Here is a 20729-nt window from a genome sequence, read left to right as displayed (position 1 = left end):
AGTCAGTTTGATAAGCGGAGAGAGGGGGATTCGAACCCCCGGTCCCGTTTCCGAGACACAGCATTTCCAGTGCTGCACAATCGGCCACTCTGCCACCTCTCCGGGGTGACTCCGTCAAAATGATGGGGAGTCGTTATCTCTGCGTGAAGACTGTGGTCTAGTCTTCTGAAGATTCGGAAGCTGCGAGTCCCTGCTTGATTGCTTCTTCGCGATCTTCGATGACTTTAAGGGACTTCAATCGTTTCATGATCTGAAGCCGTTGGGCGTTGACCTGCTTCCACTTCGGATGTTTTTTGCGTTGTTCCGGAGTCAGCTTCTGCTCGTCCAGGACCTTGCTGTAATCGGCAATTGCGGTTTCAGCGTTTTGTAACTGACGTTCCAGTTGAGATCTTCGTAAAGACATTGTCTTCCAGTGTCCCTTAGTTTGTATGTAATGACGGTTTTATCGTGTCGGGGGTTCACCCCGAAACTCTGTGCGTACAATGACTATTTCCCCGTAGAAACGCCGGGGAACGGGGATTCTAACAAGATTCGCACGGAATTGACAACGGTCAGCCTGCGCAACCTGATGTATTGTCATGTTTTTTGCTGGAAAGTATACATAAAAACATGTCAATGAGAGCGTAAAGTCTTAAATCGTTCTCAGTTGTGTTTTTACCGTCAGTTCAGTTTGTGCTGAGTGTCGGCTGACCTGTTTGATCCGGAGTGACCGTCAGTCGATTATGGACCTGCCTGACCCCCTGGATGCGGCTGACTGATTCCTGGGCCAACTGTTTCGCATAATAGCTGCCGACGATGCCCGTGAGAACAACCTGTTCCTGTTCAATCTGATATTCAACATTCTGGTTGGCGACCAGTACAGATGTGGAAATCGCCTGTTTGATTAGTTCACTCATTTGATGAGCGTGATCTATGGTGATGTGTTGTGACATATTGAAGCCAATACTCAGAGGATCTTAAAAATTCATTCTATCCTTATACCTGTTTCTCATCCTGAGATTAAAAATGACACATTGTCTGCGGGTACGCATGCTGGTTACTTCGACAGTCCGTCTTGAGTCAAATCAGAAAAAATGTGATGATTCGACCGGTTCCGTAGTTCTGGTTAAGTTCAGGGATTACAATCAGAATATTTGTCAGGAGCAGTTCTTGTGTACGGTGAAACATGTTGTCTTGATTGATGTTAAACCCTGCCTGGTGTCTGCCATCTGAGGTATTTTCCTGTATGCAGAGTGTTCTCTGGTTTTCAAGAGCGATACAATACAGGCTGATTCAATGAAACTTATATTTGAGTGATCTTGCATCGTGTCAGCGGGTGGCAGTCCACCTGCGGTCATGAATGCGTGGAAGGATAACCCCTTGGTAATTATCAGTGATCAGGAACTGTTGCAGCGATCGGTAGAACCTGCTCAGGATCTGTTTCCGGTGATGCGACGTGCGGCGGTGATGTCGCCTCTGGTGGCGTTGCTGGCACTCGGGCCGGGCCTGCTGGCCTTTCACTCTTACCGCATCGACGAACTTTCTGCCTGGTTTGGTCTGCAGTGTCTGGGGAAAGCGGAACTGATTGGGGACAGCACGAATGCCCTGATCTCACAGCCCCCTTTGATACGCTGGATGTTCACGGGGCTGCTGTCTGTGATTGGTCACTGGTCTTCTTCACTGGTTCTGTTTTCCTATTTTTCAACGGCCGGCATGCTTTATGTGGCCTATCGGCTGACCAGGAAAGTGTGTAATCCCCGCTATGCGCTGGTATTCTGCTTTCTACTTGCGTTTCATCCGGTGGTACTGAAACAGGTGCAACTGATCGAAGCGCCTGCGTTTCCGATTCTGTTTGCGTTGCTTACGATCTGGGGCTTTGTTACACATCTGCGTTCCGAATCGGGAATAGTCTCTTACAAACTATTGAGTGGCGGGATTTCGCTGGGACTGTGTCTGCTCTCGGGGGGCGCGCTGGCACTGGCTGTGCTGCTGATGTTGGGGCTTTATATCTTGAATCCAGCGGAATTGCCCAAAACCCGATCAGGGGGCGAACAGAAGAAGGCACCGGTGATCAAGCAGGCCGTCCGCATCTGGAAATCATTTTTTATCCTGGCCTTTACCGGATTTGCAGTCGGAGGCTGGTGGGAACTGATGGTGGCATCTCAGGTCGACGGATTCTGGGGTAAGTGGTTTGCCGGCCCGGGGCAGCCGAATATCAGCCTCTATTGGAAAACGGAATTTTATCCGTCGTATTTTATACGGGATATCATTTCTTCCATGGGGTTCCTGTTGGGGTTCGCCGTGTTCGGGCTGTTCCATGGCCTGAAGCGGGTCATTAATCCCCAGGGGAACGTACAGGAGATTGCCTGGTTAAGACTGATTGTGATGTGGGTGTTGAGTGGTGCTCTGTTCTGGTGGGGCGTGCAATATTTACCTGAGATGAATGCCAGCACCCGTGCCATGTGGAAGCTGTTTTTTATCATTCCGATGCTGGCCATTGTCGCCTGGGAGTTTCAGCAGATCGCGCTGCGTCGTGTCAGTTACCCGACGGTCCTGGGGGTGTTTACGGTGGGGGTCCTGGCAGTCATCTTTATCAGTGCTTCGCAAACAGATACGCTCAGTCCCCGGATCTCAGCTCATTTTCTGCGACAACTGATCATGCTGGGATTGTCACTGGTGATGGTGCTCTGGTACAGCCATCGATTTAAAAAGGAGCAGGGGCATCGGCTCGTGGAGATTGCGATGGTCATTTCCCTGTCCGCGCTCCATGTTGTCTATGGAGTGTATTCCGTTCCCAAACCAAACCCGGCAGGTGAGCGGTTGCTGCAGTTTGAAAATCAATTGAGACTGACTCAGAATGTGGATCATTGTCTGCTGGTCAGTAAAAGCGAACCGCCGCTGGAACTGACCTTTCTGATTTTCTATCTCTGGGGAAACATTGACTACAAACAGGTTCAGGGGGCGGTGATCCCGCAGGATCTGGCGATACCGGTGGAACAAAGTACGGCAGTTGCAGCAGAAAAACCGGACGAAGAAAAATCGGATGTGGGAAAACAGGTGATTGTTCGCTGGGGGGCTTCTCCTGTATCGTTACGAAATCTGGTGAATGCCGGCTTTGTTTTGAAGCCTGTGGCGGCACCGGATGTCTATAAGCAGCTGGAACTGCAGGCTGATCTGATTACAAATGCACCCCCGGGTTTTTGAGTGTTAAACAATCTTTAACTGAGAGATCTTTTACTTCGGAGCTATCAACATGCATCATTTTCAACACGATTCTGCCTGCAGGCCTTCACTTCGTCTTCCGGCAGTCTGTCTGCTGTTTCTGGTCTGTATCTGTCTGGCAGGTTCGCTGGCAGGTGCCGCAGAAACGATGGAGTTAAAAGAAACTGCGGACCAGAAGTGGTACAAGGGAAATTTACATACCCATTCACTCTGGAGTGACGGAGATGATTATCTGGAAATGATTGCGGACTGGTACAAGTCCCATGGATATGATTTCCTGTCGTTTACCGATCATAACGTCCTTTCAAATTCAGAACGCTGGACGGTACCTGAAAAAAACAAGGGGAAGCTGCATGCTTACGAAGAGTTGAAGAAGCGTTTTCCTGACTGGGTTGAAGAACGAAAAAATAAGGATGGTCAACTTGAAGTTCGCCTGCGCACGTTCGAGGAAGTCTCGGACAAACTGGGAGAACCAGGTAAATTTCTGATGATTCAAAGTGAGGAAGTTACGGATCGTTACAAAAATTATCCCGTGCATATGAACGCGACCAACGTACATTCCCTACTGACGCCGCTGGGTGGTAAGAGCGTATATGAAGTGATGCAGAACAACACCAATGCCTTACTATCGCAGCGGGAACGAACCGGACAGAAAATGATGATTCATTTAAATCATCCGAACTTTCATTATGGCGTCACAGCGGAAGATTTGATGAAAGTAATTGGTGAGAACTTCTTTGAAGTTTATAACGGACATCCCGGTGTGAATGATTCGGGGGATGAAGCGCATGCCAGTACGGAACAGATCTGGGATATCGTCCTGACGAAGCGGTTAGCAGAACTGAAGCTGCCGATGATGTACGGACTGGGGACTGATGACGGACACAATTACCATAAAATTCCGAGCCGCGCGAGTGAACCAGGCCGGGGTTGGGTTGTGATCCTGTCGGAAACGCTGGAACCCGAAGCCTTGGTCGAATCTCTGGAAGCCGGTCGGTTTTATGCTTCTTCCGGAGTCAAACTGAAGTCGGTGACATATTCTGACCAGGGGATTCAGGTCGAAATCGATCCGGAAGAGGGGGTGACCTACACCACCGATTTTATCGGTACGCTGGAAGGATATCCCCAGCGGGGTATTCCTGTTCTGGATAAGCAAGGCCAGGAATTAAACACGACGAAACGTTACAGCAAGAAAATCGGCGCGACATTGAAATCGGTCAAAGGGACTTCTGCAGGGTATGATTTGACGGGGAAAGAAATTTACGTCAGAGCCATCGTCCGGTCCTCCAAACTGCATCCAAATCCATCGGAAATTGGTGAAGTGGAACGCGCGTGGGTGCAACCTGTCGCAGGTCCTGCTGCTCCGAAAGAGTAACGTCTTAAGGATCCTCAGCCGATGCGGGACTGGTCTGACTGCTGCAGTCAGTGACTACCAGTGTCTGTCGGCTGAGAAGCAGATTGGAATCAGCGTCATAGACTGACGTTTCCAGTTTTGCGATTCCAAACGGAATCTGGTCACAGAGCCAGAGGTCTTTGCGATACCGCAGTTTCTGCTCTGCTGCTGTTTTGGCGGCGATGGTAACGGAGACCTGGGAGGCTGCCAACTGACATTCAAAAGCATCTTCACGGAGTGGGGTAAACAGGTGACGGAGTTTACCCGGATTGTACTTTCGGGGACGAGGCATGCCGTAGAAGAAGCGGTTGGCAGCAAATTTTTCGGTCTGACTGACTTCCTTGCTCGGCCAGCGCAGGAATTCCTGTGGCCATTTTCCTGCGTTAAAGTCGGCGACATTGATCGTGTATTGTTTCGTATCGTGTGTCTCGCTGCCGATCGAGTGTGTGACCTGAATCGTGCGTACAGAATCATCGGAAGATGGTAGCAGACTGATTCTGAGTTTGACCAGGCGACCGTCATTGGCAGGGCCGGAAAATTCGACGAAGGGTTCAGGTGTTTTCCGAGTGGGCTCGGGAAGGGATGCCAGCCAGGTCGTCAAGGGGCGTTTCAGGGCAGGTGGGGGTTGTTTATATTCAATCCAGCCGGCCTGCTCCAGCATGGTATAGATCCAGGGAGCCCGCCAGGGGTTATGCAGTGGATGATGTGCGGAGAAAACAGAACCCAGCAGGCAGAGTGTTCCGAGTCCTTTCAGCCAGCGTTTCTCTGCGAACTCATCAAGCAAGGGGATCATACTGATGAGCCAGAACGGTGTCAGCCAGAGCATCCAGCGGAGCGCTGCACTGTTCCCGCCATAGTTATAATTGTCCGTTCGTGAGAGGTAAAAACCAAACACGATCACGCTTAAGGTCAGACTGATCCACAACAGCGGACGCAGGAGATGCGTTTTGTTTTTGCTGATTCTCAACCAGGAGAAGAGTGTGAGGAAATAGAGTGGCGAGAGTGAGAAAATGCCGTGATGGCCGAGTGTGCAATGGAAAAAGTAGACCAGGGGGGAATCGAGATTGCGGTCGAGGTCTTGCGGATTGTTCCAGTAGCTGGGAACTCCCTTGTGCTCGTACAAATACTTTTCGGTGCCGTAGTACATGTAAAAAGGTTTCCAGCCCCCCGTCGCCGCATAATTGGTGATGAAGAAGCCGAGCAGGGGAACCAGTGCTGCAGGTGAAAAGACAAGTAAGGTCAGACGTGGATTGGCTCGGAATAATAACCCAAACACAATCAGGCCAAACAAGGCCGCTGGCAGTTCATTGCAGCAGGTCAACATGGCGAAGAAACCAGCCAGCAGAAAATAGCGTTTGCGCTGTTCGCCGTCGAGCAGGATTCGCATCAGCGGATAGAGCGTGAATACGGCACATGATGCAGCGATGGAATGATTGTTTAAGGTTAATAGAAACGGTGTCAGCAGCGTGCCGAAACAGGCTGCGATGACCACAAAATAGCGTGTGAAGATTTTTGTTGCGTACCGTTCCACTATTCTGCAGATCAGCAGCAGCGCAATCAACATGGGAATCAAATTGACTGCGATCAGGATCAGATGGGCTACATCGTGCAGATTGCGGTTCAGGTTCAATCCCGTTGTGGTTTTGATGAACCAGTAGATACCTGCGACCATGGTCGGGAACAACGGGGGCTTCGATGAATAGAAGTGACCCTCATGTCTGACTTTATCAATACTCGACCAGCCGGAGCGATCGTTGATGGCATCGATCTGGTAGGTGCCTTCTTCTACCAGCGACCAGACCGTGCACCAGCGGGAACGGTCATTGGCGCTTTGCAGCGGCGCGCTGTTCATGATGGCTGCCAGGCTTTGTCCGCATGTGACTGTTAACAGCAGGATATAAACAGACCAGCGCAGGTGCGAATCCTGTGAGGATAGATTGAGAGTTTGGTCTGGTGTCGAAGCAGCGGAACTGGTCATGGAATCCGATTGATTTCTGAAAGAGCGGCGGGTGGTTTGATATCAACAGGGTCTGCGAAATCGAGATCCGCAGCGTATGCAGCGGGGATCTCTGCATGCAGATTATCTGATGCTCCCGGAAAATCAAACGGGGAATCGCAGGGTTTAGCGACGGATTTCAATTATTTTAGACTGAATCCAGTTTTATTGTAGCGTCTCCAGGGACCTTTGGACCGGGTATAATAGATTGAGAGACGCTATGTTTAAATCTGATGTGCTCCAGAGAGCGTCCCGTTTCACCAGCTCGTTTTTCGAGCTATTTCAATCGAATTAAATGGTGATTGAGAGTCTGCAATCGAACCGGGGCAGTCTGAGAAATCGAAATCAGAGACTGGGTCTGAGTCATGAGAAGTGTGTATGGTCAGAAGAGTTCGTGAATCGGTTCGCCATTTTCAACAGCAAAAATGGGGCGGCCCTTATCATCAATGTAGTGAGTATCGAGGGGGACTCCCATGTAACGATAGATGGTCGCTGCCAGATCTCCCGGTCTTACGGGGCGGTGTTTGATTTCGCTGCCATCATGCTCGCTGGCACCGATGACCTGTCCGTGGTTCATTCCGCCGCCTGCCAGGCACATTGACATGACGACCGGCCAGTGGTTGCGGCCGTCTGTACTGCCTTGCGTTCCCGAAATGGGTGAGCGACCGAATTCTCCCATTGCGATTACGAGTGTATCATCCAGAATAGAACGTTCTTCCAGATCCGAAACCAGCGTCGTCAACAGATGGTCAAACAGGGGGAGCAGGGGACCGAGCCCATTTTTAATTCCGCCGTAGGGGGGAATATTGTCACCATGGTTATCCCAGGTTCCGGAAGCGGTATGGTAACTCAAGTCCAGCGTGACGAAGGAACTGCCTGCTTCTACGAGTCGTCGAGCCAGCAGCGCCTGCTGACACCAGAGGTGTTTGCCATAGCGGTCGCGGATTTCCGGGCTTTCCTTATTGAGATCGAAAGCGTCCTGCACGCGTTGTCCCAGTACCATGTCATAGGCACGGCGACTATAACTGTCGATGGCCTGCATGGAGCCAGCCTGATCGATGCCACTTCGCATCTGATCGAACTGCAGCATCAGATCTCGCCTGTTTTTCATGCGATCAAAGGAGAGCCCGGGGGCAAACTGAAACATTTTTCCGCCACTAGTTTTTCCGGTATCATTGCCCACCATGTCATAGACGGGCAGATCTGCTGCATCATTGGCGATGAACGGGTCGTATTGTTTTCCCAGATATCCGCCCCAGGCGATATGGGAATCGTGTTTCATGAATGAGACATAGGGGGGCATACCGGGATGATTGGCGCCGTGATGCTTGGCCACAATTGATGCCATGGCCGGGTACCGGTCGCCTTTCCGATTGGTACGGGGAGTCGCGAGCAGGTTGGATGTCTGCATCACCTGGTTGGGTTGATGGCTGCTCATTTTGGGATCAACAGACCGAATCAGCGTGAAGCGATCCATCATTGCGGCCTGCTTGGGGAGCATGTCTGTAATGGTGATGCCGGGAACTGAGGTTTGTGTCACGCCGAACGGGCCACGGTTCTGAATGGGACGATCCGGTTTGGGATCCCAGGTATCAATATGACTGGGGCCGCCTGTCATCCAGAGGAGAATAATGCTTTTCCTGGGTAGAGAAGATTTTCCCGCCAACTGCAACTGATCAGAGGCTTTTAACAATCCGGGCACGGACAGACCAGCCAGTCCCGCAAGGGAAGCTTTCAGCATGTTACGACGACTCTGCAGCACTAAACCTTCCGGAACCAGCGGATTAAACGCTGTGAATGCATGCTGTGAATGAGTGCGCGAATGGGGACCGAACTTCATTTCCGATTCCAGTTCCAGTGGATATTTTCAAAGTCTGAGCGGCATCAGGTCTTATATTGTTAATCTTATTAAATATATCGTCAAGACTTGATGTGTTCAATACGATTCTGTGTGACTGGTCAAAATAAAGGACAAATAGGCGTGATGAGACTGGTTCTGACGTTTTTAAACGGAATTGCCTGAGGGAAAAACTACAATTCAGGTCAGGGTAAGTGGAGTTTTCAAAGTGGGATTATCTGGGTTTATCGGCTGTTGTGACCTGTTCGAAGGTAATCCAGTTCAGGCAGGTATTGGTGCCTGCCTTTGATTTTCCGATCTCAATCGTCAATCGACCATCTCTGACTTCCACCTGGATTTGCTTTTCCTGAAACGATCCGCCGGTTGTGGAAAGGTCCTGGATGATCTGGTTTCCTTCGACAGAGACCCACTGTCCGATCTGATCATGGCTTGCATCCCCGACGCAGACCGTGACCCGCCAGTTACCATTAGGGACCGTACATTCCCAACGGTCATGATCGCGGGTAAACACGAAAGTATCACGATAGGTTTCCGGTACCTGTTTGCGCTGGCGCACATTCTGACTCAAGTCACGCTGCCAGCCATACCCGCGCTGCGGATTAAAGATGGCTCCCTGATCTGCTTCAAATCCAGACAAGGGAGGGAGATTTTTTCCAGCGAAATTAATCCGGCGTTCCCGGGGGGATTTTATAAGATTCACAATGCCATCCTGATCTGCAACAGTGACAGGAGTGGTTTTTTTCCACTGGACTGGTTCACCGGGCGTAAACGGTGTGGGATCATCCCGATCCAGGATGCCGTCTGCATCTGCGTCATCTGGTTTCTTGCGGGTGTAAGGTGGGAGAGGCAGGTCTTTCAATCCACTCCATAGCTGCTGACAAAATTCTCCGCGACTCATGTTTTCGTTGAATGTAAACGGGAGGTTCGCCACACTGACAGATTGACTCGCGCGTTGCTGTACCTGTTGGCGCCATGCGAGAGTCGCAGGAGCATCGGGGTGGAAATCCACTTCGCGAACCTTCAGAGGTAAAACGCCGCGCGCCGCCAGTCGGTTCACAGCGATAAATGCGGGATGTGCAGGAGCCAGATCACGGTATGGCCAGATCAATAAGGCGACGCCTGTTTCTGATCCGCCGCATAAGGCATTCCTGACCTGTTCCAGTTTTTCACGATCGTAGGGGATTTCCCGAGGTGCCATCTCGTGTTGTAATGAAATCGCAGCCGTCGCGCCTGCTGCCTGACCGATGGCGACACATTGATCGTGCAGTCGAATCGCCGCACTGACAATGCTGCTGTAGCCCACATTTTTCTGGGCACCCAGTAAGCCATCCATTTCGACGGGCACCAGGCTTCTTAAAGGAAACAGACTGCGGTCACTGACCAGGCTGGTGTTACGCCCCGGTTTTTCATAGTCAATCCAGGGGCCCGAATTTCCTTCTGATTTCAGGTAGGCACGACCTGTACGATGGAAGTCGTAATGAAACTGCCAGGCAAACAGTCCGTCCGGATACATGACCTGCGAGAAACGCTCGCGCGCGAATTTTTTGTCAGGACCATCCTGATTGCGCCCGTCCTGTTCGCGCATCATATACATGGCTTTCAACCGCAGGGACTCACGAATGTAGGGTTTGGGGGGCAGGTGGTCTGCTGTTCCGAACTCGTCACTCAAATGAAAATGACGAAAGCTGTTGGTTTTGTCGGGAGCACGATCATGGACAAAATTCTGCAGGTGATAGAGCAGGCTCAGGGAATGCCGTTTTGCGTCCTCAAAAATTATCTGGCGCTGTGGACGTGACATTAAGACGATGTTTTTCTCGGCTGCGCCTGGTTCGGTGGCTTCAAGTGCTGTGACGACATGCTGAGGCAATCGCTCAAGTGGGTAATCCTGACCGAGCATGTAATTCAGCAGGATACTGGTGCGCTGATCTTTGCTGGTCTGGCCATCTACAATCCGCCGCACAGTAAATATGGAAAGCTGCCGCGGAGACGCTTTGCCTTTGTCGGGCCAATGCGGTATCGAGCCCAGTTTGACGGGACGATCCCATTTTAATGGTTTCATTTCTGCCAGGCTCAATTTGGAAGTGCGGACAAAATTTCGATCGTCATAGTGATCGGGTTGTGGAACAGGAGTGTCCCTATTTGATTCTTCCACGATCATGGCCCAGGTGATCGGATTCATTTCATTGGCAGGATAGTCAGATAAGTCCAGGGGGGCACTTGGTTCCTGGTAGCGCGAACGGGGATCAGCGCCCATTTCAAACTCAGCACCGGAGACCTGAATGACATCGCCCCAGTCAGAGGCATCAATGGTCAGTCTCGCCTGAATGTGCAGGTCCGGCTGTTCTGAACCAATGGGCGCAAACCAGAGGCCCGTTAATCGGGGGCGAGGTCCAGATTGTTTGAGATCCGCTTTGACGGGGTAATGTCGCGTGATGAGTGAGACCTGTCCCTTGTCGATATAAGGTTGTAACAGTTCCCGAAAAATGGCTTCTGCTTCTGCAGGCCGAAAAGTGGATGGGCCATGAAAGGGGCGACCCGGCATGGGGGAGCCATACTTTTCCGTATTAAAGGCTTCGATGCGATCCATCAGTTCTTTGAACAGTCCACTGCGGTGGAAGGAGCGTTTCATGGGATGCCAGTCGACTCCCCAGCCGACTTTCCCCGGACCTTTATTTTCATCCACACAGGCCAGCGCCTGTTCGGTGTATTGTCCGCCCAGCCAGTCCCCATCCAGGACCAGCGTAATGGACTTCACCCCCTGCCGGGCAGCTTGAATTGCGGCAGCCCAACCGGACTCGGTTCCTCCCACAATGAGCAGATCTGTTTTTTTTAACGATGGTTCCGCCTGGGCAGTGTTCAGGACAAGACATGTGAGAGCCAGGAATGCGAGCGTAACTGATTTCATAGATCATCTGACCTTCAATGAAAGTATGTTGGGGGACATTCATTAGTCCATGATAAGGTGCGGGACGTGTCTTGTCAGGTATGGAATTGTTTGATGACTCAAAAAAGATTCATTGAATTCCAGAAAGAAAGTGGCACTGATTTTGCTTAATTAAGGTTTGTTGAAAAAAGCCGATTTTCAGAATCCAATTCAGCACAAAATTGTCGCAGCCTTGCAGGTTCGACAAGCAGTTGAGCAGGCAGCCTGAACGGAATGATTCAAATTATTTAATTTCATCCAATATATTTCCAGGAGATACTGATGTCAGGGTTTGTTCAACGTAAACGCGGTTTCACTCTGATTGAGTTGCTGGTGGTAATTGCGATCATTGCGATTTTGATTGCACTCCTGCTGCCTGCCGTACAGCAGGCGCGCGAAGCAGCCAGACGTTCACAATGCAAGAACAATTTGAAGCAACTCGGGCTGGCGTTGCATAATTATCATGAAACATTTTCGGTGTTGCCACCAGCTCATATCGGTCGCTGTACGACTCCCCGGTTGATGGCCTCTGGTTTGACAATGATTCTTCCCTATCTGGATCAGTCAAACCTCTATAATCAGTATAACTCCAGTGGCTGTGCCACGACACACTCCAGTATCTCAACGGGGCCAGGGACTCTGTCTGCGGGGGATGATCCTGTGACGAATGGAAATGCAGCCGTCGTCAAAACTCTGGTGACTGTGTTTCTGTGTCCTTCTGATTCAGGAACCGAATTTATTTCCGCTCCTACAAGCAGCTATGGGATTTCAGCAACGAATACCGGTACCGGGGGTGCCAAAACGAATTACGATTTCATTACCATCACTCCGTATAACTCTTGCGAAAACTGGTCCGGGACAGCACCCACAAATCGCTGCATGTTTGGTGACAACAGTAAATGCCGCCTGGATGATGTCAAGGATGGTACCAGCAATACGATGATGGTCGGTGAAACGACACGCAATGTTTACAACGGCGGTACCAATGCCTGGGGTTATCGCGGTCACGTGATGGTCGGTTTGAACCTGGTCTCTTATCCGATCAATCGGTTCTGGTACAGTTCTGCTTCACCGCAGCAACAGCCACAGGGAAAACTGGGGAGCTGGGCTTATGCGGGAAGTCTGCATACGGGTGGCGCTCACTTCACACTGGCTGATGGATCCGTTCGCTTTATCAGTGAGAATATCGATACCACCACACGACAGAACCTGGCCCGTATGGCAGACGGTAATGTGCTGGGAGAGTTCTGATTGTAAGCCGGTCGTTTGAGGATCATTTCACAGATTCAAATCTGTCGCTTCCGATGTTTCAGATCAGTCAGAAGCCGGACTGCAGACAGATGCTTCAAATTAAATCCGAACTGATTCTGTATGTCATAGCATAAACGGAGCAGCCCGGAATTTTCAGGAAAAACAGCAATGTACTATCGTCTGAGTCTTTATTCCCTGTTACTGGTTTTTACAGCAGGATTAACCGGGTGTGGTGGAACAACGGTCGCGGAATCGTTGCCTGATACGGCTCCTGTTTCGGGAGTCGTGACATTGAACGGAAACCCGATCATGTCTGCTACCGTGACCTTCGTTCCGATGGGAACGACAAAAGGAATTGAATGTGTCGGGGTGACCGATGAGTCAGGGAAATACACGTTGCAGCAGATTCGAGGAGCCGCGGGTGCACCTCCGGGAGAGTACCGCGTTGTAATCAATTATTTCCTGAAAGCAGATGGAACTCCAATCAAAATTGATGGATCAGAGCCACCGGCTAACCTTGGCGCTGATGAAGCACTGCCACCCATGTATAGCAGCTTCACCGATTCGAAACTGACCGCCAAAGTCACAGAGGCAGGTGGTGAATTTCCTTTTGAGTTGAAGGCAAAATAGTCTGATCTGATGGGGTGCAGCGGTTACAAGGTGGAGCTGCCTGTCTGCATTTGCCAGTTCCCCAGGCTGAATGAATCTATTTTACGTAGACTCCCGCGATCGACTTGCGTCAATATAATATTGATACGTATACATAATATTACGATGCTTTTTGCCTGATCGAACATATTGTCCCGGTGGTAAAGTCTGCTTTCGCTATCTGGTTGGTATTGTGGCATCGATTTTGCGGATTCCACAGTTAACTTTAAAATCTCCCTGAATCCATATTTTACTGGGCTGGTTTCAGCGCACAAAGCATGCATCGATGGAGGTTCTTGAGGCAGAATTCTTAGTACTCTTGTAGTTCATCAAAATTATTTTTTATTTAATTAAGGATTTTTTATGTTTCATTCTCTGAAGCGAAAACGGGGATTTACGCTGATCGAACTGCTGGTGGTAATCGCGATCATTGCCATTCTGATTGCTTTACTGTTACCGGCGGTTCAACAGGCCCGCGAAGCAGCACGACGCAGTCAGTGTCGTAATAATCTGAAGCAGCTGGGGCTGGCATTACATAATTATGTTGATACCACAGCTGGCGTGATTCCGCGTGGGGTGAATCATTACAACTCCCCCTCCTGCTGTTGTACTTATGATAATGGGAACTACGCCCATACTGTCTACACCATGCTGCTACCTTATCTGGATCAGACCAATCTGTATAACACGATTGATTTCGCAGTCGATCCACAGAATTCGGCCAATGCGGAAGCACGGAAAACAAAGGTAACGGTCTTCATGTGTCCGAGCGCGATCGTTATTGATGATGCGACTTATGCACAGCATAACTATCCAACCGCCAGTGCCAATCATGGCTACGGATTGTGCGGGGTGCATGGCTCAAGAACCACGAATGGTCTCTTTGCCTCACGCTGGGGAATTGCGGATAGTGTCTCTGGTGCTGTGGCAGATCCGCAAATGCGATTGCGAAATATTACGGATGGTACCAGTAATACGATCACCTTTTCCGAGTTCGCCAAAGGGCTGGATTATATCCTGCCCACCTCTCATAAAAATAATATGGGACGCAGCTGGTATGACGCGACAGCCGGTTATGGAAACGTTGGTTTCTCAACACGCATCGATGCAACTCCTAATAATCCGAAGGCAACTTACAGCACCACAATCAACTGGGGCACGGTGGGTAGTGCCCATACCGGTGGTGTGCATTGTGGATTTATGGATGGTGCGGTTCGTTTTATCAGTAGTAATATCGATGGTAGACAGTGGCAGGCACTGTGCACTCCCATGGGAGGGGAAGTTGTTCAGGTTCCCTGAGTCTGGTTCTTTGTCTTAGTACAAGAAAACAGATGATAACGCACGCTCTGGACAGATCCAGGCGTGTGTTTTCGTTTCACAGGGGCATTGGTCGATGCGAATCCGGGGATTCAGAATGCTGATCTTAAAGGTGAAGAATTTTCATTGAAACCCATTTCCAATAAACAGGGTTAAGAAAATCAGGTTAGTTAATAAAAAATGGTCAAATTATTAATTAACTAAAATTAGTAAAAAGAGATGATAATAATATTGCTATTTATAAGTGTATTTTGATGTAATTGAGAGATCCAATCTGAGCATTCCGCTCATTAAACAGCTACCACTGGAGAACTAAATAATTATTTACTGACCTTTCTATATTAAATCGGTTCTTTTTCAGGAGTATTGTGATGCCTCATTCTTCGAGACGTAAACGTGGTTTTACTTTAATTGAACTATTGGTGGTGATCGCGATCATCGCCATTTTGATTGCACTTCTTTTACCCGCTGTTCAGCAGGCCCGCGAAGCCGCCCGCCGCAGTCAGTGTCGCAACAATCTGAAACAACTGGGCCTGGCGTTACACAACTACATTGATACGACATCCGGTGTGATTCCCCGTGGCGTGAACCATTATAATGCCACTTCCTGCTGTTGTGAGACCGACAACGGGAACTATGCCTATACCATTTACACCATGTTGTTGCCTTACCTGGATCAGACAAATCTATATAACAAAATTGATTTCTCGGTAGATCCACAAAACGCTGCCAATGCTGAGGTACGACGCACCAAAGTAAATGTCTTCATTTGTCCCAGTGCACTCCTCATTGATGATGCGACTTATGCACAGCACAATTATCCCACTGCGAGTGCCAATCACGGTTATGGGCTGTGCGGTCGTCATGGTAGTGATACTACCAACGGGATCTTCGCATCTCGCTGGGGCATGACGGATGATGTCTCCGGGGCTGTTTACGCTCCCCAGATGCGTTTACGAAATGTGACTGATGGAACCAGTAATACGATCACCTTTTCAGAATTTGCCAAAGGATTGAATTACGTCCTGCCTACTTCCCATAAAAATAATATGGGGCGCAGCTGGTTTGACCCTGCTGTGGGGTATGGCAATATTGGATTCTCGACGAGAACTATATCAACACCTAATAATCCCGTGCCGACTTACAGTACTACGATAAACTGGGGTACTGTAGGCAGTGCCCATACCGGGGGCGTGCATTGTGGGTTCATGGATGGAGCCGTGCGTTTCATCAGTAACAATATTGATGGCCGTCAGTGGCAGGCACTTTGTACTCCGATGGGCGGAGAAATAGCGGAAGTGCCTAATTAATGTTTGTGAGTGAACTATTTTGTTTTTTTCAATACACACTGAAGGGTTCTCAGTGTGTATTATTTTTATCCGTTGATTGAATGATTTAGAAAAAGTGAAACAACTATGAGAACGTATCGATGTTTTATGCTGATGATCCCCGTATTTTTCAGTCTCATCAGCCTGGGCTGCTCTGAACAGAAAATGGTTGATCCCAGTGAAGCTGTAGAGATAACGGGTGTTGTGACCCTGGATGGAAAACCGCTGCAAGAAGCAGAAGTCACATTTGTTCCCGCCGACGGCGATCCGCTGGTTGGTCCAGCTCTTGCGATTACGGACAGCAAAGGCAGTTATACCATGTCAGTGAACGCGCCCCGCGATTATAAAATTACGGTGGATCGGATGTCGAATGGTGGTCCCAACCCGGCACTCAAAGAATACCAGGGCGAAGAAACTTCACTCAAAGCCGGGGTTTCGAAAGAAGACAAAACCTTCAATTTTGATTTAACCAGTGCAAAATAATTTGAAGCTTTGAACTCAATAAAGACAGGCTGGCAAAATCTGTTTCTCCCAGCCTGTCTGTGTTTTACTGTCTGGTATCCGGGGTAATAAAATCTGCTGGGAGAGTCGGTCCTTTTCAACGCATAAAAGATAGGTTATATTAAATCGAGTGAGATCAAACGGTTCCGGCTTCCCTATGTGGCAGAGGAGATTTGATGCGAGATCGATTATTTCCCTGTATGTCGGGTTTTCTGAATCTTCACCTGCGCGTCGGTTGTGTGCTTCTGCTGATGTCTCTTTCGTTCGCGTTTGCGGAAAAAGAGAACAACACACAAAAAACGGATGCGATTCCATTTACGCGTGAGATCCAGCCCGTTCTGGAAACACACTGCCTCAGCTGTCACGGTTCGGAGCAGCCGGAAAGCAGTTTCTCACTGACTTCGCGAGAATCTGCTTTGCGCGGCGGTAACTATGGAACGGCGATTGTTCCCGGTAAGCCAGATCAAAGCCCGCTCTTACAGATGATTTCCGGAACGCATCAGGATGAAATCGTCATGCCTCCCGAGGGAGAAGGCGAACGACTCAGCATGCAGGAAATCACTGCGATTCGTCAATGGATCAGACAGGGAGCTGTCTGGCCGGAAAATCTGGTTCTCGGTGCGAAATCAATACAGCGAAAGCAGCACTGGTCGTTCCAGCCGATCATCAATCCGGAACTGCCTGTCGTTCAGAATGAAAACTGGTGCGAGAATGAAATCGATCACTTTATTCTACAGCGTCTGGAACAGGAAAAAATATCGCCTGCGGAAGCCGCCGACCAAACCACATTGATTCGACGCGTAACGCTTGACCTGACCGGTCTGCCTCCCACGCCGGCAGAAGTGGATCAGTTTTTGAACGATTCCAGTCCAGAAGTCTATGAACGACTGGTTGATCGCTTGCTGGCTTCACCCCGCTTTGGTGAGAAGTGGGCTCGACACTGGTTAGACCTCTGTCACTATGCGGACAGCGATGGCTATCTGACAGACGCGGTCCGTCCGCATGCCTGGCGTTATCGAGACTGGGTCGTGAACTCATTGAATGAGAACAAACCCTTTGATCAGTTTACAATTGAGCAACTGGCGGGTGACCTGCTGCCAAAGACAACACCTGCACAACACGCGGGAACGGGTTTTCTCAGGCAGACACTCAGTAATCGCGAGGGGGGAGCCGACCTCGAAGAATTCCGGGTGAATAAAGTCGTTGATCGTACCAAACTGATGGGCACGGTCTGGCTGGGGCTCACCCTGGAGTGCTGTCGCTGTCACAATCATAAATACGATCCGATCACGCAAAAAGAATTTTATCAGTTCTATGCGTTTTTCAATTCCGCTTATGAAGTCAATATCGATGCGCCCTTAGAGGGAGAGGAACAACGTCTGCAGCAGCAGGCAGAGTACCTGGAGAAACGCCAGGCTCTGATTGATCCGATCCGTGAACCACTGGAAAAACTACAGCGGGAATGGGAGCAGAAAATGCTCTATGCCGCCATGCATCCGGCCGACGATCATCACTGGGCACGTGCCTGGGAAGTAATGGGGCTGGTCTGGGGCGTAGGGACCGGAGAAGGGCAGCAGGAAGGGCTGGAGATACTCAAGATGGAACCCGCTCAGCGTAATCAGAGACAGCAGGACGATCTGCTCGATTATTTTCTGGGGCGGGGGCATCTGGTCAATGGAGGCAAATTTAAAGAACTCAAGTTGGGGGAACTCGCCAGTAAACTGGGTGAACTCCGTAAAGCGTATCCTGCCGTCTCCCGGGCACCGGCGGTGAGGGAAATGCAAATACCGCAACTGGCGTTTGTGCATTTAAGAGGTTCTTTTCAGTCTCCCGGAATTCCGGTCGAGCCGAGCACTCCCGTTTTTTTACCTGCAATGGAGCAGCAGAAACAGAACCGCCTCGACCTGGCGCGGTGGCTGGTCTCGAAGGACAACCCGCTGACGGCGCGGGTGACGGTGAATCGGATCTGGCAGGAATACTTCGGGCAGGGGATCGTAGTCTCCTCAGATGATTTCGGCACGCAAGGCGATGCGCCCTCGCATCCGCAGTTACTGGATTGGCTGGCTTATCATTTTCGCAGTCAGGGCTGGAATGTCAAAGACCTGCATCGTCTGATCGTGACTTCTGCCACGTATCGTCAATCAGCTCGCATGCGGGCCGATATTCACCAGCAGGATCCCTCGAATCGGTTGCTCAGTCATCAGGTCAGTCTGCGACTGCCGGCGGAAACGGTCCGCGATCAGGCACTGGCGGTGAGTGGGCTCTTATCAGAAAAACAGGGTGGCCCCTGTGTGCGACCGCCTCAACCTGCCAGTGTGGTGATGGAAGGCTTCGGTTCAAACTCATGGGACATCAGTACCGGAAAGGAGCGTTATCGTCGCGGGCTTTACACGCTGACCTTAAGGACTTCACCGTATGCACAGTCTGTGATTTTTGATGCACCCAATCCCAGTCAGAGCTGCAGCCGTCGCGATCGTTCGAATACACCGTTACAGGCTTTGACGCTGTTAAACGATCCGGTGTTTTTTGAAGCCGCCCGTCACCTGGCGCAGCGCGTATTGCGTGAACAGCAAAGTGATCTTGAGGAACAACTGCGCTATGCCTTCCGGCTTTGTCTGGCACGAGAACCACAGGAACAAGAGCTGGAACGATTAAAGTTACTGTATCAGCAGGAGTGGAATCAGTCGGAAGCATCAAAGAGAAAGTGCACCAAGGAAGAGGCGGCGTGGACCGTCGTGGCTAGTGTATTACTCAATCTGCATGAATTTATTACACGGGATTGAATACGATGAGGGAACCAGAGCAGCATCTTCAGTTGAAACGCCGCCACTTTTTACAGTCCTCCGCGTGTGGCCTGGGTTCAATTGCGCTACAGCAGCTGTTAGCGGAAGAGTCTGTGGCAGGGATGTCAGCTTCCAATGCCGTCAATCCCCTCGCCGTCAAATCGCCTCACTTTAAACCCAAAGCAAAAAATGTCATCTTCATTTTCATGTCAGGCGGACCGAGTCAGATGGATCTGTTCGACCCTAAACCAGAGCTGCAGAAACTGCATGGTCAGCCGGTCCCGGAATCCTTTCTGAAAGGCATCAATGATGCGCTGATTAAAACGACGGCTCGAGTCATGGCGTCTCCGCGGCGCTTCAAAAAATATGGTGCAGCCGGGATCGAGTTTTCTGACCTGCTGCCTCACCTGGGAAGCGGCGCGGATGACCTGTGTATGATTCGCACGGTGCACACTGATGTCAGCAACCATCATCCGGCCCAGATGCTGATGAACAGCGGTTCGACGATGTTTGATCGACCCAGTATGGGTTCATGGGTGACCTATGGGCTGGGCAGCGAATCGAAGAATCTGCCGGGTTATGTGGTGCTGCTTTCGAATTCGGGAAAAGGCGTTGATGGCGGTTCTTCCCTGTGGACAAATGGAATATTACCTTCAACGTATCGGGGGGTGACGTTTCGCAGTCGAGGAGAAGCAATTTTGTATCTCTCTAATCCGGACGGTATTTCCCAGACCACGCAGCGTAATCGTCTGGATGCGATTCGGGATCTGAACGGTCTGCGGTTCGATCAGATTGGTGATCCGGAAATTGCGTCGCGGATCGCCTCCTATGAACTGGCCTATCGCATGCAGACTTCCGCGCCGGAACTGCTGGACTTTAAAGATGAGTCACAGGCAACGCTTGACATGTATGGGATCAATCACGAAACGACCAACTGGTTTGGCAGTAATGCGCTGCTCGCGCGGCGGATGATTGAGCGCGGCGTGCGGTTCGTCCAACTCTATCATTCCACCTGGGATGATCATTCGAACCTGAATCAGAATCTGAAAACCAACTGCAACATGACCGATCAGCCCAGTGCTGCCTTGATCAAAGACCTTAAACAGCGCGGCATGCTGGATGACACCCTGGTGATCTGGGGAGGCGAATTCGGGCGTACGCCGATGACGGAAGTGCGGAGAGGTTCCACGCCCGGCAAAGAAGGCCGCGACCATCATCCCTTCAGTTTTACCATGCTGATGGCCGGCGGCGGGATCAAACCAGGAACGATCATCGGCAAAACCGACGAACTGGGATTTCATCCCGTGGAAGACGAAGTGCACATTCATAATCTGCACGCGACGATCCTGCATCAACTGGGTTTTGACCACACCAGGCTGGTCGTCAAACACAAAGGGCTCGACTATCGACTGACGGGTGTCGAGGGCAAAGTGCTGGAGAATCTGATTGTCTGATGGACTTGGAAGTTGATCTCTTAAAAGCCCTCGATTTCCCGCGTCGCCGAAAAAATGACTCGATGGCTTATTTCTG

The 20729-nt window shown here is 50.4% G+C and carries 14 protein-coding genes and 1 tRNA gene; 9 read left to right on the top strand and 6 right to left on the bottom strand.

The annotated features are described in order from the left end of the window. Positions 1–15 precede the first annotated feature (15 nt). The 3 genes from ACN0YH_RS08025 to ACN0YH_RS08015 form a co-directional block, all read right to left on the bottom strand. Positions 16–102, bottom strand: a tRNA-Ser gene (locus ACN0YH_RS08025). A gap of 55 nt (positions 103–157) precedes the next feature. Next, a complete protein-coding gene (locus ACN0YH_RS08020) occupies positions 158–403 on the bottom strand; it encodes a hypothetical protein (protein ID WP_417379052.1) in 246 nt (81 codons plus the stop codon). Between the two features lie 262 nt (positions 404–665). Continuing rightward, complete coding sequence (locus ACN0YH_RS08015) at positions 666–896, bottom strand: BON domain-containing protein (protein WP_417379051.1); 231 nt, start codon at positions 894–896, stop codon at positions 666–668. 463 nt (positions 897–1359) lie between these two features. Between ACN0YH_RS08015 and ACN0YH_RS08010 the strand changes: the two genes are divergently transcribed. Both ACN0YH_RS08010 and ACN0YH_RS08005 read left to right on the top strand, forming a co-directional pair. After that, positions 1360–3183 carry a glycosyltransferase family 39 protein gene (locus ACN0YH_RS08010; protein ID WP_417379050.1) on the top strand — a complete coding sequence of 608 codons (1824 nt, stop codon included), beginning with the start codon at positions 1360–1362 and terminating at the stop codon, positions 3181–3183. A 49-nt stretch (positions 3184–3232) separates the two neighbouring features. Further along, positions 3233–4576: a hypothetical protein gene (locus ACN0YH_RS08005; protein ID WP_417379049.1), complete on the top strand. Its 1344-nt coding sequence runs from the start codon at positions 3233–3235 to the stop codon at positions 4574–4576. A gap of 4 nt (positions 4577–4580) precedes the next feature. Here ACN0YH_RS08005 and ACN0YH_RS08000 read toward each other — a convergent pair whose 3' ends face one another. From ACN0YH_RS08000 to ACN0YH_RS07990, 3 genes are all read right to left on the bottom strand, one after another. Beyond that, the gene (locus tag ACN0YH_RS08000; RefSeq protein WP_417379048.1) at positions 4581–6572 is read right to left on the bottom strand and encodes a hypothetical protein; all 1992 of its coding nucleotides are present in this window, start codon (positions 6570–6572) and stop codon (positions 4581–4583) included. Positions 6573–6972: 400 nt separating this feature from the next. After that, a complete protein-coding gene (locus ACN0YH_RS07995; protein ID WP_417379047.1) occupies positions 6973–8430 on the bottom strand; it encodes a DUF1501 domain-containing protein in 1458 nt (485 codons plus the stop codon). 232 nt (positions 8431–8662) lie between these two features. After that, positions 8663–11353, bottom strand: coding sequence for an FAD-dependent oxidoreductase (locus ACN0YH_RS07990; RefSeq protein WP_417379046.1), 2691 nt, complete (start codon positions 11351–11353; stop codon positions 8663–8665). Between the two features lie 300 nt (positions 11354–11653). On the opposite strand from ACN0YH_RS07990, the gene ACN0YH_RS07985 reads away from it, so the two are divergent. The 7 genes from ACN0YH_RS07985 (at position 11654) to ACN0YH_RS07955 (ending at position 20653) form a co-directional block, all read left to right on the top strand. After that, positions 11654–12622: a DUF1559 domain-containing protein gene (locus tag ACN0YH_RS07985; protein WP_417379045.1), complete on the top strand. Its 969-nt coding sequence runs from the start codon at positions 11654–11656 to the stop codon at positions 12620–12622. 168 nt (positions 12623–12790) lie between these two features. Then, the gene (locus ACN0YH_RS07980) at positions 12791–13252 is read left to right on the top strand and encodes a carboxypeptidase regulatory-like domain-containing protein (protein ID WP_417379044.1); all 462 of its coding nucleotides are present in this window, start codon (positions 12791–12793) and stop codon (positions 13250–13252) included. A gap of 381 nt (positions 13253–13633) precedes the next feature. Continuing rightward, positions 13634–14569 (top strand): DUF1559 domain-containing protein, encoded by a 936-nt coding sequence (locus tag ACN0YH_RS07975; protein ID WP_417379043.1) that lies wholly within the window; start codon positions 13634–13636, stop codon positions 14567–14569. A gap of 389 nt (positions 14570–14958) precedes the next feature. Further along, positions 14959–15897, top strand: coding sequence for a DUF1559 domain-containing protein (locus ACN0YH_RS07970; RefSeq protein ID WP_417379042.1), 939 nt, complete (start codon positions 14959–14961; stop codon positions 15895–15897). A 105-nt stretch (positions 15898–16002) separates the two neighbouring features. After that, positions 16003–16398 carry a carboxypeptidase-like regulatory domain-containing protein gene (locus ACN0YH_RS07965; protein WP_417379041.1) on the top strand — a complete coding sequence of 132 codons (396 nt, stop codon included), beginning with the start codon at positions 16003–16005 and terminating at the stop codon, positions 16396–16398. Between the two features lie 194 nt (positions 16399–16592). Further along, the gene (locus tag ACN0YH_RS07960; protein WP_417379040.1) at positions 16593–19199 is read left to right on the top strand and encodes a PSD1 and planctomycete cytochrome C domain-containing protein; all 2607 of its coding nucleotides are present in this window, start codon (positions 16593–16595) and stop codon (positions 19197–19199) included. 5 nt (positions 19200–19204) lie between these two features. Then, positions 19205–20653, top strand: coding sequence for a DUF1501 domain-containing protein (locus ACN0YH_RS07955; protein ID WP_417379039.1), 1449 nt, complete (start codon positions 19205–19207; stop codon positions 20651–20653). The last annotated feature ends 76 nt before the right edge of the window (positions 20654–20729 follow it).

It is taken from the genome of Gimesia sp., from assembly GCF_048262075.1.
In the GTDB taxonomy this organism is placed as follows: domain Bacteria; phylum Planctomycetota; class Planctomycetia; order Planctomycetales; family Planctomycetaceae; genus Gimesia.
Note: the sequence above shows the minus strand (reverse complement) of the source record. Positions and strands in the feature narration are given on the sequence as shown.